The organism is Streptomyces sp. NPDC040545, assembly GCF_055595065.1.
This window is the reverse complement of the sequence record NZ_JBVIWA010000027.1, coordinates 1-14,012: the sequence shown is the minus strand read 5'-3', so window position 1 is coordinate 14,012 and position 14,012 is coordinate 1. Positions and strand designations below refer to the sequence as shown.

At 73.4% G+C, this 14,012-nt stretch carries 12 protein-coding genes; 5 read left to right on the top strand and 7 right to left on the bottom strand.

Annotation, left to right across the window (positions count from 1 at the left end; genetic code table 11):
* Nucleotides 1–51: 51 nt before the first annotated feature.
* Complete coding sequence (locus tag ACZ573_RS34150; RefSeq protein ID WP_471312068.1) at nt 52–1,431, bottom strand: transcriptional regulator; 1,380 nt, start codon at nt 1,429–1,431, stop codon at nt 52–54.
* Nucleotides 1,432–1,653: 222 nt separating this feature from the next.
* Here ACZ573_RS34150 and ACZ573_RS34145 point away from each other — a divergent pair, with 222 nt between their 5' ends.
* From ACZ573_RS34145 to ACZ573_RS34135, 3 genes are all read left to right on the top strand, one after another.
* Nucleotides 1,654–2,334 (top strand): bifunctional DNA primase/polymerase, encoded by a 681-nt coding sequence (locus tag ACZ573_RS34145; protein WP_471312066.1) that lies wholly within the window; start codon nt 1,654–1,656, stop codon nt 2,332–2,334.
* A gap of 194 nt (nt 2,335–2,528) precedes the next feature.
* A complete protein-coding gene (locus ACZ573_RS34140; protein ID WP_471312064.1) occupies nt 2,529–3,371 on the top strand; it encodes an ABC transporter ATP-binding protein in 843 nt (280 codons plus the stop codon).
* Entirely contained in the window at nt 3,368–5,059 is a 1,692-nt protein-coding gene (locus ACZ573_RS34135) for a transporter (protein WP_471312062.1), read from the top strand. The genes ACZ573_RS34140 and ACZ573_RS34135 overlap by 4 nt, the downstream gene beginning before the upstream one ends.
* A 208-nt stretch (nt 5,060–5,267) precedes the next feature.
* Here the strand turns inward: ACZ573_RS34135 and ACZ573_RS34130 are convergent, their stop codons facing one another.
* Entirely contained in the window at nt 5,268–6,146 is an 879-nt protein-coding gene (locus ACZ573_RS34130; protein WP_471312059.1) for an alpha/beta fold hydrolase, read from the bottom strand.
* 383 nt (nt 6,147–6,529) lie between these two features.
* Nucleotides 6,530–7,222, bottom strand: coding sequence for a metal-dependent transcriptional regulator (locus ACZ573_RS34125; RefSeq protein WP_471312056.1), 693 nt, complete (start codon nt 7,220–7,222; stop codon nt 6,530–6,532).
* Between the two features lie 258 nt (nt 7,223–7,480).
* Here ACZ573_RS34125 and ACZ573_RS34120 point away from each other — a divergent pair, with 258 nt between their 5' ends.
* On the top strand, nt 7,481–8,236 hold the full coding sequence (locus ACZ573_RS34120) for an SIS domain-containing protein (RefSeq protein WP_351149799.1): 756 nt from the start codon (nt 7,481–7,483) through the stop codon (nt 8,234–8,236).
* A 78-nt stretch (nt 8,237–8,314) separates the two neighbouring features.
* Here the strand turns inward: ACZ573_RS34120 and ACZ573_RS34115 are convergent, their stop codons facing one another.
* Together ACZ573_RS34115 and pdxH are read right to left on the bottom strand one after the other, a co-directional pair.
* Complete coding sequence (locus ACZ573_RS34115; protein ID WP_471312053.1) at nt 8,315–9,637, bottom strand: PAS domain-containing protein; 1,323 nt, start codon at nt 9,635–9,637, stop codon at nt 8,315–8,317.
* Between the two features lie 645 nt (nt 9,638–10,282).
* Nucleotides 10,283–10,945 (bottom strand): pyridoxamine 5'-phosphate oxidase, encoded by a 663-nt coding sequence (gene pdxH, locus ACZ573_RS34110; protein WP_471312051.1) that lies wholly within the window; start codon nt 10,943–10,945, stop codon nt 10,283–10,285.
* A gap of 200 nt (nt 10,946–11,145) precedes the next feature.
* Between pdxH and ACZ573_RS34105 the strand changes: the two genes are divergently transcribed.
* Entirely contained in the window at nt 11,146–12,252 is a 1,107-nt protein-coding gene (locus ACZ573_RS34105) for a citrate synthase 2 (protein WP_030009579.1), read from the top strand.
* 74 nt (nt 12,253–12,326) lie between these two features.
* Here ACZ573_RS34105 and ACZ573_RS34100 read toward each other — a convergent pair whose 3' ends face one another.
* Nucleotides 12,327–12,914, bottom strand: coding sequence for a TetR/AcrR family transcriptional regulator (locus ACZ573_RS34100; protein ID WP_030009580.1), 588 nt, complete (start codon nt 12,912–12,914; stop codon nt 12,327–12,329).
* Nucleotides 12,902–13,639 carry an enoyl-CoA hydratase family protein gene (locus ACZ573_RS34095; RefSeq protein ID WP_471312046.1) on the bottom strand — a complete coding sequence of 246 codons (738 nt, stop codon included), beginning with the start codon at nt 13,637–13,639 and terminating at the stop codon, nt 12,902–12,904. The genes ACZ573_RS34100 and ACZ573_RS34095 overlap by 13 nt, the downstream gene beginning before the upstream one ends.
* Nucleotides 13,640–14,012 lie beyond the last annotated feature (373 nt).

Here is a 14,012-nt window from a genome sequence, read left to right as displayed (position 1 = left end):
GCCCAGGGGGTGCCTCGCCGATCAGGCCGGCCTCGACCGGCAGGACACCCCCTACGCGGTCACCTCCAGCCGCGCCGCGAACTCCCGCACCGCCGCCTCCTCCCGGTAGGGCTCCAGCCGCGCCCGGAAGTCGTCCAGGTACTCCACGCCCCGGTTCGAGCGGAGCCCCTCCAGCAGTTCCGCCGCCTGCGTCGCCGTCAGGCAGGCCTGCTCCACCTCCCGCTGCTGCACCTGCGCCGCCGCCAGCAGCAGCAGCCCGATGGCCCGGCGGCGCGCCTTGCCCGCCGGGAGGCCCCGGAGGGCCTCCTCCGCCCGCCTGGCCGCCGGGTCCGCCTGGCCCAGGTCGCGGTGGCAGTGGGCCAGCTCGTCCGCGAGGTACGCCGCGTCGAAGTGGCGGATCCACACCGGGTCGTCACCCGACTCCGGCTCCGCCCGCTCCAGCGCGCTCACCGCCCGCCCGGACAGCACCGCCGTCGCCCGGGTGTCCCCGAGCAGCGCGTGGCCGCGCGCCTCTGCCGCGTAGAACATGGCCTCGACCCGCGGGGTGACCTGCCCCCGCGTCCCCTCCTGGGCGGCCCGCGCCAGCTGCGCGATCTCCCGCGGGTTGCCCAGTTCGGCGGCGAGGTGGCTCATGGACGCCGCGAGCACGTAGCCCCCGTACGCCCGGTCGCCCGCCGCCTGGGCAAGGCGCAGCGCCTGGATGTAGTACCGCTGGGCCAGGCCCGGCTGGCCCGTGTCCACCGCCATGTAGCCGGCGAGCTCCGTCAGCCGGGCCACGGCCGCGAACAGGGCCCGCCCGACGGGTTCCCGGTAGGAGCCGCCGATCAGCCCGGACACCACCGAGTTGAGGTAGTGCACGACCACCGGCCGGACGTGCCCGCTGCCGAAGCGGTGGTCGAGGTCCTTGAGGGCCTCGGTGGTCGCCCGGACCGCCTCCACGTCCGGCATGCCGACCCGCGAGCCGCCGCTGCGGGCGACCTGGGTGTCGGCCCCGGTGATCAGCCAGTCGCGGCTCGGCTCCACGAGCGCGGAGGCGGCCACGCTGGAGCCCGCGAGGAAGTCGCGGCGGCCGACGTCACTGCGCCACAGCTCGCAGACCTGCTCGATGGCGCCGATGACGGTCGGGGAGAACTGCAGGCCGACGCCGGAGGCGAGGTTCTTCCCGTTGGCCATGCCGATCTCGTCGATGGTGACGGTCCGGCCGAGCTTGCGCCCGAGCGCCTCGGCGATGATTCCGGGAGCCCGGCCGCGCGGCTGCTGGCCGCGCAGCCACCGGGCCACGGAGGTCTTGTCGTAGCGGAGATCGAGGCCGTGTTCGGCCCCGCACATGTTCACGCGCCGGGCGAGCCCGGCGTTGGAGCACCCGGCTTCCTGGATGAGCGCCTGCAGCCGTTCGTTCGGCTGGCGGGCGACGAGAGGCCTGGCTGCCATGAAAACCCCCTGCTGACCGCGGGTGATCCGTTGGAATGATCACTTCCCGCCTGATGTGCGGAGAATCTTCCGCTCTGCGTCGTGTCGCTACCCAACTCCGGCGCCCCGGCCTCCTACGCGCCCCCACGCGTGCATCAGTGCGCCCCGTATGCAGGATCGATGCTCCGCCCGCCGCCTGGTTTACGCCCGTAACCCCGGGTGACCCGAGGAGTTGTGATGGGCGTGGAAAAGACCATCGGAGTCACGGAGACCGCACCCATCCCCAAGCAGCGCGGCGAGCAGCTGCTGGACCATGCCGTGCGGTACGCGGAAGAACGGCACTGGGATGTCTTCGCCGGCACCTGGTTGGAGCCCGGGGACGGCCGCGAGCTGTGCTCCTGCGGGGCGGCGGACTGCCCGGCTCCCGGCGCGCACCCGGCGGTGAAGGACTGGGCGGCCCAGGCCACCGGCAGCGCGGTGCAGGTCCGGCGGATCTGGGCGAAGCACCCGCAGGCCTCGATCCTGCTGCCGACGGGCCGCACGTTCGACGCCCTGGACGTACCCGAATCGGCCGGCTTCCTCGCGCTGGCACGGCTGGAGCGGATGGAACGCACCCTCGGACCCGTCACCCTCACGCCCGACCACCGGATGCTGTTCTTCGTCCTGCCCGGCGCCGGCGTCAAGGTGCCCGACCTGGTGCGCAAGCTGGGCTGGCCGGCCGCCACGATCGACCTGGCGGCGCGGGGCGAGGGCGAGTACGTGGCCGCGCCCCCCACCCGCTTCGGCGGCCGGGGCCCGGTCCAGTGGGCGCGGCGGCCCACGCCGGCGAACCGGTGGCTGCCGGACACGGAGGAGCTGATCGACGCGCTGGCGTACGCGTGCGGCAGCGAGGCCGCGGCGGAACGCAAGCGCCGCCAGGGCTGACCCCGGAACCCGGCACCCGGCACCCGGCACGCGGCACCCGGCACCCGGCACCCGGCACCCAGGACTCGGAACCCGCCCGCAGGACCTGCGGAATCAGGGCGAAAACTGATGACATAAGTAACTGCTCAGGCCTCTCCCCCTCCTCCTATGGTGAAGAAGGAACGACCAACGGGGACGTGATGAGAGGCAGGCGCATGCCGGACCAGGGCGATGCGACGGGTGGGACGTACGGAGCGGGTGGCGCGCGATCCGCGCCGCCCGCCGTGCGGGTGGAAGGTCTGTGGAAGCGGTTCGGCGACCAGGTGGCCGTCTCCGGGATCGACCTGGAGCTGCCCGCGGGGCAGTTCATCGGTCTGGTGGGCCCGAACGGCGCGGGCAAGACGACCACGCTGTCGATGGTGACCGGGCTGCTGCGCCCGGACATGGGGCGGGTCCACGTCGCGGGGCACGACGTGTGGGCGGACCCGACCGAGGTGAAGGCGCGGATCGGCGTACTGCCCGAGGGCCTGCGGCTCTTCGAGCGGCTGTCGGGGCGCGAACTGCTCGGCTACATGGGCCGGCTGCGCGGGCTGCCGGGCGAGGAGACCGACAAGCGGGCGACGCAGCTGCTGGACGTCCTCGACCTCGCGGGCTCGCAGCACAAGCTGGTCGTGGACTACTCGACCGGTATGCGCAAGAAGATCGGCCTGGCGGCGGCGCTGCTGCACAACCCCGAAGTGCTCTTCCTGGACGAGCCGTTCGAGGGCGTCGACCCGGTGTCGGCGCAGACCATCCGCGGGGTGCTGGAGCGCTACACGGCCTCCGGCGCCACGGTCGTCTTCTCCTCCCACGTGATGGAGCTCGTCGAGTCGCTGTGCGACTGGGTGGCGGTGATGGCCGCCGGCCGGATCCGCGCCGCGGGCCCGCTGGCCGACGTACGGGGCTCCGCGCCCTCGCTGCAGGCGGCCTTCCTCGAACTGGTCGGCGCGCACGGGCGCGACGCGGCCGGGGACTCGCTGGACTGGCTCGGCGGCGGCTCCGGGGCGGGATCGCGATGACCTCGCCCGCCAACCCGGCCGCCGGCCCGGCCGGCACAGTGACCACTCCCGCCACCGGGTCCACCGGAGCCACGGGGGCCACCCGGGCCTCGTCCGTCGCGTCGGTCCCGCTGACACCGGTCTTCGTCCGCCTCAAGCTGTCGCTGCTGCGCAACGGCCTGAAGGGCTCCTCCAAGCGCAAGGCCGCCTACTTCTCGACGCTCGCCTTCGCCCTGGTCGTCGGCTTCTTCGTGACGCTCGGCCTGGCCCTGCTGCACGGGAACGCCCACGCCGGCACGGCCGTCGTCCTGCTGGCCGCGATCCTGGCCCTCGGCTGGGCCTTCATGCCGCTGTTCTTCCCCACCGGGGACGAGACCCTCGACCCGAGCCGGCTGGTCATGCTGCCGCTGCGCCCGCGTCCTCTCGTACGGGCCCTCCTCGCCTCCTCGCTGGTCGGCATCGGGCCGCTGTTCACGCTGTGCCTGGCCATCGGCTCCGTACTGGCCGTCGCGCGCGGCGCCGCCGGCGCGGTGGCCGCCGTGGTGGCCGCGCCCCTGCTGGTGCTCGGCTGCGTGACCCTCGCGCGGGCGGTGGCCACGGCCAACGTGCGGCTGCTGACCAGCCGCAAGGGGCGGGACCTGGCCGTGCTCAGCGGCCTGCTGATCGCGGTGGGCGGCCAGCTGGCCAACTTCGCCAGTCAGAGCCTGTTCCAGGCGGGCGGCCTGGCCTCCCTGGAACCCGTCGAGGCCGTGGTGCGCTGGCTGCCGCCGGCGACCGCCGTCGGCATGGTGGACTCGGCGAGCGAGGGCGCGTACGGGGTGGCGGCCGCCCAGCTGGCCCTGACCCTGGCCGCCGTGGCCGCCCTCCTGTGGTTCTGGGAGCGGAGCCTGACCCGGCTGATGGTCACCCCGGACGGCTCGACCATCACGGCGGCCCGGCCGGCGAAGGACCGCGGCGCGGGCGGCCCGTGGTCCCTGCTGCCCGCCGGGCGGACGGGCGCGAGCATGCAGCGCACGCTGCGCTACGCCGTCCGCGATCCGAAGACCAAGGCGTCCTGGGTGACCGCGCTGGCGATCGGCCTGATCGTCCCCGTCTTCAACGCCCTCCAGGGCTCGGGGTCCGTCTACCTCGGCTGCTTCGGCGCGGGCATGCTCGGCATGCAGATGTACAACCAGTTCGGCCAGGACACCTCCGCGTTCTGGATGGTCGCGCAGACCATCTCCTCCACGCGTGACGCGTACGTGGAACTGCGCGCGCGGGCCGCCGCGCTGGGCCTGGTCACCGTCCCGTACACGATCCTGGTCACCGTGATCACGGCCGCGCTGCTCGGTGACTGGTCGGCCCTCCCGGCGGCCACCGGCGTGGCCCTGGCCCTGCTGGGCTCGATGCTCTGCACGGGGGCACTGGCCTCGGCCCGCTTCGCGTACTCGATCCCGTCGGACGGCGCCTTCAAGAACGTCGCCCCGGGGCAGGCCGGGCTCGCCTGGGCGGGCATCTTCGCCGGGATGCTGGTCTCGGCGGTGGTCTCCGCGCCGGTGATCGCCCTGACGATCTGGCTCACGGCGGACGGCCACCAGGACATCTCCTGGATCGTGCTCCCGCTGGGCGCTGCCTGGGGCGCGCTGGCCACGTGGACGGGTCTGCGGCTCGCGGCCCCGACGGTGGCGCGCAAGCTCCCGGAGATCCTGTGGGCGGTCAGCAAGGGCTGATCACCGACCACCGGCCACGCCGGAACGGGCCGGCCTCCGAACCCCCTCGCGGGTCCGGAGGCCGGCCCGTTCCGGCGTGGGCCCGGCGTCAGTTGGCGGCGAGCAGGACGAGTACGGCGCCGTACTTCGATCCCACCTGATCAGAGCCCCGGGGCCGTTGTCGGTGGGACAGGCGGCGCCGGGGCGGAGTCGGGGAGTCTTCGGGCGGTCAGGGGGCCTCGGCCTTGATGCCGTCGAGGAAGGGTTCCAGGACCTCGCGCCAGGCCGTCGGCTGGTCGTAGTGGAGGTAGTGGCCGGCGTCGGGGATTTCCGCGTACTGGCCGGCCGGGAGGACGCGGACCATTTCCTGGGCCTCGGCCCGGCCCAGTTCGCCGTCCAGGCCCCGGACCACCAGGGTCGGGCAGCGGACCTGGGCGAGCTCCTCCCAGTGGGCGTCGTGGACCCAGGTCTCGCGGGCCGTCAGCATCTGGCGGCGGGAGAAGACCGGGCGCCAGCCGTCCGACGCCTCGTGCATCACCTCGGCGAAGAAGGCGCCGCGGCCCGGATCGGGTCGTTCCACCCGGGGGTCGTCCTCGCCGAACCAGCGGCGGGCCGCGTCCTGGGTGGGGAAGGGCAGGGGCCAGTGGTGGAACCATTCCTCCCATTCCTGCTGGGAGGCCGCGCCCAGGGCGGAGGCGCGCATGTCGCAGATGACCACGGCTTCGACCAGGTCCGGGCGGCGGGCTGCGAGCTGCCAGGCGGTGAGGGCGCCCATGGAGTGCCCGATCAGCGTCACGGGGGCGAGGCCGAGCTGCTCGACGGCCGCTTCGGCGTCGGCCACGAAGGCCTCGCGGCCCAGGGAGGTCGGGGTGCCGTCGGGGGCGGCGGGCGGGCGGTCGCTCTGGCCGTGTCCGCGCTGGTCCAGGGCCACGACGCGGCGGCGCTCACGGAGCCAGCGGGCGGTGCCCGCCCAGTGGAAGGCGCGGCCCATCAGGCCGTGCAGTAAGAGCACCCCGGGGCGGGTGTCGGGTCCGGCCTCTGCTTCGCGGAACTCCCAGGCGGCCAGGCGCACGCCTTCGGCCCCTGTCACATCGACGCGCTGTACCACCGCAGATGCACCCCCTTCGCTCCCCGCCAGACTATCGAACCCGCATTCGAAAACGGGTTTCTCGCCCACAACACCGCTCTTTCGAGTGACCTTGCTCAAGGATTGACCGCCGCTGCCGATGGAGATCCTTTCAACAGGGAGGCGGGCCGATCGGGGAAGACGGTCCGAGGGGACGACCTTGAGAGCTCGGGGCTCCAGGTCACAAGGGGAGGACCGGTCCCGGCGCCGAAAGGCGCCGGGACCGCCCACACCAAGGGCTGGTCATCCGTACGGGGCACGACCCGTGGGGCAAGACCCCCGGGGCCACAGCTCGTACGGACCGGTCCACCGGACACATCCGCGCCGACGCGAACGCCGTCAGGCGAACGCCGGCGCGCCGGGAGTCAGCGCTTCGCGACGAACACGTGCGAGGCGACCTCAGCGTCCAGCTCGGCAGCCTCACCGCCACTGCCGACCAGCACACCACCCGGGGACTCGGTCACGCTGACCACCGAGCCGGGCTGCACGCCCGCGCGCCGGAGCGTATACATCAGCTGGGCGTCCGTCTGGATCGGCTCACCGATCCGCCGGACGACCACCGTCTTGCCCTCGCTGCCCGGGTCGAGCTCGGACAGACTGACCATGCCGTCCTCCAGGAACGGGTCCGCCTCGGCCTTCTCACCCAGCTCCTCCAGCCCCGGGATCGGGTTCCCGTACGGCGACTCGGTCGGGTGACGCAGCAGCTCCAGCACCCGCCGCTCCACCGCCTCGCTCATCACGTGCTCCCAACGGCAGGCCTCCGCGTGCACCTGCTCCCACTCCAGGCCGATCACGTCGACGAGCAGACACTCCGCGAGCCGGTGCTTGCGCATGACACGCGTGGCCAGTCGGCGCCCCTCCTCCGTCAGCTCGAGGTGCCGGTCGCTGGCGACGGCCACCAGGCCGTCCCGCTCCATGCGCGCCACCGTCTGGCTCACCGTCGGACCGCTCTGGTCGAGCCGCTCGGCGATGCGGGCGCGCATGGGGACCACGCCTTCCTCTTCCAGCTCGAGGATGGTGCGGAGATACATCTCCGTGGTATCGATCAGTCCGGACATTCGTGCCCCTCGGATTGCGTGCGCTGGCCCTGCCCCCAATTCTGACGCATCGGGCCGACAACCGTCCCGTGCCATGGGTCAAGACCGCTCCCGGACATCTCCCGGACACCCCCGGAAGATCGCCCGAGGGCGTCCGGGGCGCGCGCGACCAGAGCTTTCGGCCCGGGATTGACGTTCGTATTGACACGCCCTTGGTCCAGACCGCACGGTGAGCGGCGGACACGGACGCTCCCCCACCCCTGGAAGGGCCATCGGCGTATGAGCGAGAGCAAGCTGGCCGGTCAGTTCTTCGACGCCGCCATCGGTCTGCTGGAGCGGGTGCGGGACGAGGAGGCCCCGCACATCGCCGAGGCCGGCTCCCTCATCGCCGACGCGGTCGCCGCCGGCAACCGGCTCTTCGCCTTCGGCGCCGGGCATTCCTCGCTGCCCGCCCAGGACGTCGTCTATCGGGCCGGCGGCCTGGCCCTGATGAACTTCCTCGCCGTCCCCGGCACCGCGGGCGTCGACGTCATGCCCGCGACCCTGGGCAGCGCCCTGGAACGGGTCGACGGCCTGGCCGGCGCCGTCCTCGACAGCAGCCCCGCCTCCGACGGCGACGTCCTCGTGATCATCTCACTCTCCGGGCGCAACGCGCTGCCCGTCGAGATGGCGATGAACGCCCGCGCCATCGGCCTCAAGGTCATCGGCGTGACCTCGGTGGCGTACGCGACCGGAACCAAGTCACGGCACGTCTCCGGCACCTTCCTCAAGGACCACTGCGACGTCGTCCTCGACAGCAAGATCGCAGTCGGCGACGCCGAGCTGACCCTCGACGGCATCGACGCGCCCTTCGCACCCGCCTCCACCGTCGTGACCAGCGCGATCATGCAGGCGGTCATGGCGGCGGCGGCCGGCGAGCTCGCCGCCCGAGGGGTGGAGCCCCCGCTGCTGCGCTCGGGCAACGTCGACGGCGGCCACGAGTGGAACGGCCGCGTGATGCAGGAGTACGGCGACCGGATCTTCTTCCGGCACTAGGCCGTCTCTTCCGCAGGACAGACCTCCACGAGGAGTTGGCCCGGGTCGCACCGCGCCTGCCGGAACCCGGGCCGCCTTTCATCCCTTCTCCGGGCCGGCCGGACCCGCCGCCAGGTCCAGGTCAGCCGCGACCCGGGCCGCGACCTCCTCCGCGTACGCCGCGTCCGCACGCTCGAAGGCCGCCCGCGAGGGCCCGCGCAGGAACGTCAGCGCCCCCAGCGTCCGCCCCCGGCTGCGCAGCACCGTGCACAGCACGTGTGCGGCGCCCTCGGGCCACTGGCGGGCCCGCGCCCACTCCGCGTCCGCCTCCCCCCGCGGGGCGCTGGTACGCACCGAGCCGATCCGGTCCAGGGCCTGCAGCGCCGGGTGCCCCGCCGCGTACCGGACGGGGATCGACCCGGGGCCCGGCAGCGCCGGCGGGGACGCGGCGGACCGTACGAGCCTGCGCCGCTCGGGGTCGGCCGTGGGGTCCAGTACGTCCAGCAGCGCGTGCTCGGCGAAGCCGGCGAGGGCGAAGTCCAGACGTACGGCGGCCGCCTCGGCCGGGTCCTCGCACTCGGCGGCGGCCCGCCCCGCACGGTGGAGCTGGTGCGAGCGGAACCGCAGCTGCGCGGTGTCCAGCTGCTCCTGGCGGGCCTCGGTGACGTCCTGGAACAGCCAGCCGACGCCCAGCGGTACCGGCTCCTCCGCGAGCGGCGAGGCCAGCCGCAGGAACCCGCACCGCCAGCACCTGCGCCGCACCCCCTCCGGCGTGCGCACCGACACCCACATCTCCACCGGTGCGGGCGGGGCCCCCTCGGCGAGCACGTGCTGGAGCGCGCCCTCCAGCTCCTCCACGCCCTGGGTCAGCAGTTCGCCCAGCGGCCGCCCGAGCAGTGCGGCGCGGCCGGTCCCGAAGGCCCGGGCGGCGTGCGCGTTGACCACCGCGGGCCGCAGGTCGACGTCGACCAGGACGACGCCCCACGAGGCGTCCTCCATCAGGGCCTCGCTCAGCGCGATGGAGCGTTCCAGGTCGATCTGGGCGTGCACCTCGCTGAAGGCGCAGTACACCCCGGCGGGTTTGCCGTCCGCGCCGGGCACCCCGGCGGACTGGGTCCGTACGAGGACGCGCCCGCCGCCCTTGGTCAGCAGCGCGAACTCGTGCACCTGCCGGCCGGGCGCGTGCTGGGCGGCCATCAGCCGGTCCTGGACGTCGTGCGCGTCGGCGGCCCGTACCGCCCAGCCCTCGAAGCCCTTGCGGCCCACGGCCTCGGCGGCGGTCCAGCCCAGGATCCGCTCGGCCTCGCGGTTCCAATGGGTGATCACGCCGTCGGAGTCGAACGCGCACAAGGCGGCGTCCATCCCGTCCAGCAGCGCTGCGAGCAGATCGTCAGCGGTCTCGTCACGTCCGTAAGCACTCACCTGGAACCCCCAGCAGGTGTTCGCGTATGCGGCACGTCAGATCATTGAACTCGAACGTGACCCACACCACACCGCTTTCGCCGGATTGGGGATACGAAATCCGGTCAGGCCGGTCCGCCGAGCGATGCCGTGAGGACGGTTCCCGCGATGAGGGCGGCGGCCCCACCGAAGATGGGCACGTACGACCTCCATCCGCCGAGCCACCGCTCCCAGGCCTCCTCGCGCGCGTTCTGCCGGGCGATACGGGGCTCCGCCCGCGGGTCCGGGGCCCAGCCGGCGCTCCGCTGCCGCAGCAGGAGCGCCCGTAGGAAGGCGAGCTCCGGCTCCAGGGCCGGGAGGGCGCCCTCGCTCGCGATGATCGAGAAATAAAACGCTTGTGGCCGTCGGCCCGCCTGCCTAGGCTCTGACATACACGAGAAGGGAGGTGGTTCCCGAAATGTACGGAAACCGGACGCGTGAGGTGACTGCGGGCTAAGCGCCCGTCGTCGCACGCACCCAGTGCGGTGCCCGGCGGAATCGCCTGGCGCCAATCCCAAGCAGTCACCCGACCCGCGGGCTCGCCGGTACGTCCGGCCGGCTTCTCTCACTGCAGGAGAGAAACCCGAGCCCGCGGGTCGTCTGCTTTCCCCGGCCGCCGCGGACCCCTTACGGGCAGAGCCGCTCCACGCGCCACTCGTCCCCGTCCAGGACGTAGCGCAGCCGGTCGTGCAGGCGGTTCTCGTGGCCCTGCCAGAACTCCACCGCCTCCGGGACCACCCGCAGGCCGCCCCACTCCGGCGGGACCGGCACCTGCTCGCCCTCCGGGTAGCGGGCCTCCAGCTCGGCGTAGCGCCCGTCCAGCTCCGCACGGGAGCCGATCACGCTGGACTGCTCGCTCGCCCAGGCGCCCAGCTGGGAGCCGTGCGGGCGGGAGCGGAAGTACGCCGCCGTCTCGTCGCGGCCGATACGGGCCGCCGTGCCGGTGACGATCACCTGGCGGGCGATCGGGTGCCAGGGGAAGAGCAGTGCGACGTGCGGGTTCTCGGCCAGCTCGCGGCCCTTGCGGGAGGCGTAATTGGTGAAGAAGACGAAACCCCGGCCGTCGAACTGCTTCATCAGCACCGTCCGCGAACTGGGCCGTCCGTCCGGGGTCGCCGTCGATACGACCATCGCGTTCGGCTCGAAGAGGCGCGAGTCGGCGGCCTGCTGGAACCAGAGGGCGAACTGGTCCATCGGATTCCCGGCGAGACTCCCCTCCTCGACGATCTCCGAGCGGTACTGCTTGCGCATCATGGCGGGGTCAATGTCCTGATCGGTCACGCTGGCCATCCTGCCGCAGCCGGACCGGTGACGGTGTGCCGTATGTCACGCTTCCGCAGTCGGGGCGGAACGGCCAAAATCTTGGGGCCGGTCCGAAGGTCCCCGAGTGGGTGACCGACGGCCGTGCCGGGCATCAACGGGGATGACCGCGCCGGACCGCGAGTCACGCCGGGAGCCGCGCGTGTTCGCACTATCTGAGGAGCCGCCTGATGTCCGACTTCGTACCCGGGCTCGAAGGGGTCGTCGCGTTCGAGACGGAGATCGCCGAGCCCGACAAGGAAGGCGGGTCGCTCCGCTACCGGGGCGTCGACATCGAAGACCTCGTCGGCCACGTCTCCTTCGGGAACGTCTGGGGCCTGCTGGTCGACGGTGCGTTCAACCCGGGCCTGCCGGCCGCCGAGCCCTTCCCCATTCCGGTCCACTCCGGTGACATCCGTGTCGACGTCCAGTCCGCGCTCGCGATGCTCGCCCCCGTGTGGGGTCTGAAACCGCTGCTGGACATCGACGTGCAGACCGCCCGCGACGATCTCGCGCGCGCGGCCGTGATGGCACTGTCGTACGTCGCCCAGTCCGCCCGCGGCCAGGGCCTGCCCATGGTGCCGCAGCGGGAGATCGACAAGGCCGAGTCCGTCGTCGAACGGTTCATGATCCGCTGGCGGGGCGAGCCGGACCCGCGGCACGTCAAGGCCGTCGACGCCTACTGGACCTCCGCCGCCGAACACGGCATGAACGCCTCCACCTTCACCGCGCGCGTGATCGCGTCGACCGGCGCGGACGTCGCCGCCGCGCTGTCCGGCGCGGTGGGCGCCATGTCGGGGCCGCTGCACGGCGGAGCGCCGTCCCGCGTGCTCGGCATGATCGAGGAGATCGAGCGCACCGGCGACGCCGTGGCGTACGTGAAGAAGGCCCTCGACAAGGGCGAGCGGCTGATGGGCTTCGGCCACCGCGTCTACCGCGCCGAGGACCCGCGCGCCCGCGTGCTGCGGCGCACGGCCAAGGAGCTCGACGCGCCGCGCTACGAGGTGGCCGCCGCCCTGGAGAAGGCCGCGCTGGAGGAGCTGCACGCGCGCCGCCCCGACCGGGTGCTCGCCACGAACGTGGAGTTCTGGGCCGCGATCATGCTGGACTTCGCCGAGGTCCCCGCGCACATGTTCACGTCGATGTTCAGCTGCGCCCGTACCGCCGGCTGGTCGGCGCACATCCTGGAGCAGAAGCGCACCGGCCGCCTGGTGCGGCCCTCGGCCCGCTACATCGGGCCGGGCCGGCGCAACCCGCAGGAGATCGAGGGCTACGCCGACATCGCCGAGACCGCGTAGTCGCGCAGCCCCTCCGGCAGGCAGGGCGCCGTATCCCGCGGGCGGGGTGCGGCGCCCCTGTCGTTCCCGCCGCCTCAGCCCAGTGCCGCGTCCAGGATCCGCGACCACTGGGCCACCACCCGGGCCCGGCGGGCCGTGTCGTCGGTGAGCACGTTGGCCAGGCCCAGGCCCCGCGCCATGTCCAGCAGGCCCTGCACGGTCTCCCGTACGCCCGGCACCGACTCGTCCGCACCCAGCAGCTCGACGGCGATGCGGTGGGTCTCGCGGCCGACCCGGGCCTCCAGCTCGGTGACCTGGGGGCGCAGCTGCTCCTCGTTGGAGGCGGCCACCCACAGCTGGAGGGCGGCCCGGAAGAGGGCGCCGGTGTACAGGTCGACCAGCGCCTCCACCACGGCGGGGCGGGCGGCCGGGCCGGCGTGGAAGAGGTCGCGCAGGGCGGTGGAGCGCTCCTCGGCGACGTACTCGACGGCCGCGGTGAACAGGTCCTCACGGGTCGGGAAGTGGTGCTGGGCGGCGCCGCGCGAGACCCCGGCCCGTTCGGCGACGACCGAGACGGTCGAACCGGCCCAGCCGTGCTCCGCCAGGCAGGACACGGCCGCCTCCAGGAGGTGGCGGCGGGTGACGCGGCTGCGCGCCTGCTTGGGGCCGGTCACAGCGACCATGAGGGTTCCCGGCGCTCGAAGCGGGCGGTGATGCCTTCGCGGGCCTCGTCGGAGGCGAACAGTCCGGCGGACAGCTCGGTGAGGCGGGAGCCGTCGCGGGCGAGGGCCTCGCGTACGGCGGCGGAGGTCAGCGCCTTGGTCGCGGCCAGCCCTTGCGGGGAGGCCTTGCGCAGGCCGGCGAGTACGGGCTCCAGGGCCGCGTCCACGTCCTCGCCGTGCAGGGTGAGCAGTCCGATCCGGGCGGCCTCGGAGGCGTCGAAGGCCTCGGCGGTGAGGAAGTAGCGGGCGGCGGCGCGCGGGTCGAGGCGCGGCAGCAGCGGCATGGAGATCACCGCGGGGGCGAGGCCCAGATGGGTCTCGGTGAAGGCGTACGAGGACTGCGGTCCTGCGGCGGCGATGTCGCAGACACCGAGCAGGCCGAGGCCGCCGGCCCGGACGTGGCCGGTGACCCGGGCGACTACGGGCTTGGGCAGCTCGGCGGTCTCGCGGAGCAGGGCCAGGAAGTCGGCGGGATCGCAAGGGGACTTGAGGTCGGCCCCGGCGCAGAAGGTGGTGCCGGTGTGGGTGAGGACGACGGCCCGGACGTCGGGGTCCGCGGCGGTGGCGGCGAGCGCGGAGCGGAGCTCGGCGACGAGGCCGGCGGAAAGGGCGTTGCGGTTGCCCGGGGAGTCCAGGGTGAGGGTGACGATGCCGGTCGCCTGGGCGGCGTGCACTCGTGGGGCCATGTCTCCTCCGGAGTGGTGTGCGGATGGGGGTACTTCGGGAGCGGGGCCCCTCCGGGGAGGGTACGTTGCGTTGCCCCTGCGGGGTGCGGGGTGCCCTGCGGTCGGCTCGGCGGCACGGATCCCTCCTGCCGAGGTGGGTCGCCTCAATCGTCGGCCGGTCCCCTGCGGGGTGCCCTGCGGTCGGCTCGGCGGCACGGATCCCTCCTGCCGAGGTGGGGCGCCTCAATCGCCGGCGGGGCTGGGTGGTGTGGGTCGGTGCCCCGCACGAGGGTCTCCTCGGCTCGGCGCGTGCGGGCTCGTCACGGCCAGGCGGCCGTGGTCGCGCCTCGTCCTGCGGGGACCCTCCTGCGTGTCCCCGCCCCACGGCAGGGCT

Bases quoted from the DNA above. Each gene is read 5' to 3' on its own strand.
- ACZ573_RS34150 (WP_471312068.1), bottom strand. From the start codon at position 1,431: ATGGCAGCCAGGCCTCTCGTCGCCCGCCAGCCGAACGAACGGCTGCAG.
- ACZ573_RS34140 (WP_471312064.1), top strand. From the start codon at position 2,529: ATGCCGGACCAGGGCGATGCGACGGGTGGGACGTACGGAGCGGGTGGC.
- ACZ573_RS34120 (WP_351149799.1), top strand. From the start codon at position 7,481: ATGAGCGAGAGCAAGCTGGCCGGTCAGTTCTTCGACGCCGCCATCGGT.
- ACZ573_RS34100 (WP_030009580.1), bottom strand. From the start codon at position 12,914: ATGGTCGCTGTGACCGGCCCCAAGCAGGCGCGCAGCCGCGTCACCCGC.
- ACZ573_RS34135 (WP_471312062.1), top strand. From the start codon at position 3,368: ATGACCTCGCCCGCCAACCCGGCCGCCGGCCCGGCCGGCACAGTGACC.
- ACZ573_RS34095 (WP_471312046.1), bottom strand. From the start codon at position 13,639: ATGGCCCCACGAGTGCACGCCGCCCAGGCGACCGGCATCGTCACCCTC.
- pdxH (WP_471312051.1), bottom strand. From the start codon at position 10,945: ATGGCCAGCGTGACCGATCAGGACATTGACCCCGCCATGATGCGCAAG.
- ACZ573_RS34125 (WP_471312056.1), bottom strand. From the start codon at position 7,222: ATGTCCGGACTGATCGATACCACGGAGATGTATCTCCGCACCATCCTC.
- ACZ573_RS34105 (WP_030009579.1), top strand. From the start codon at position 11,146: ATGTCCGACTTCGTACCCGGGCTCGAAGGGGTCGTCGCGTTCGAGACG.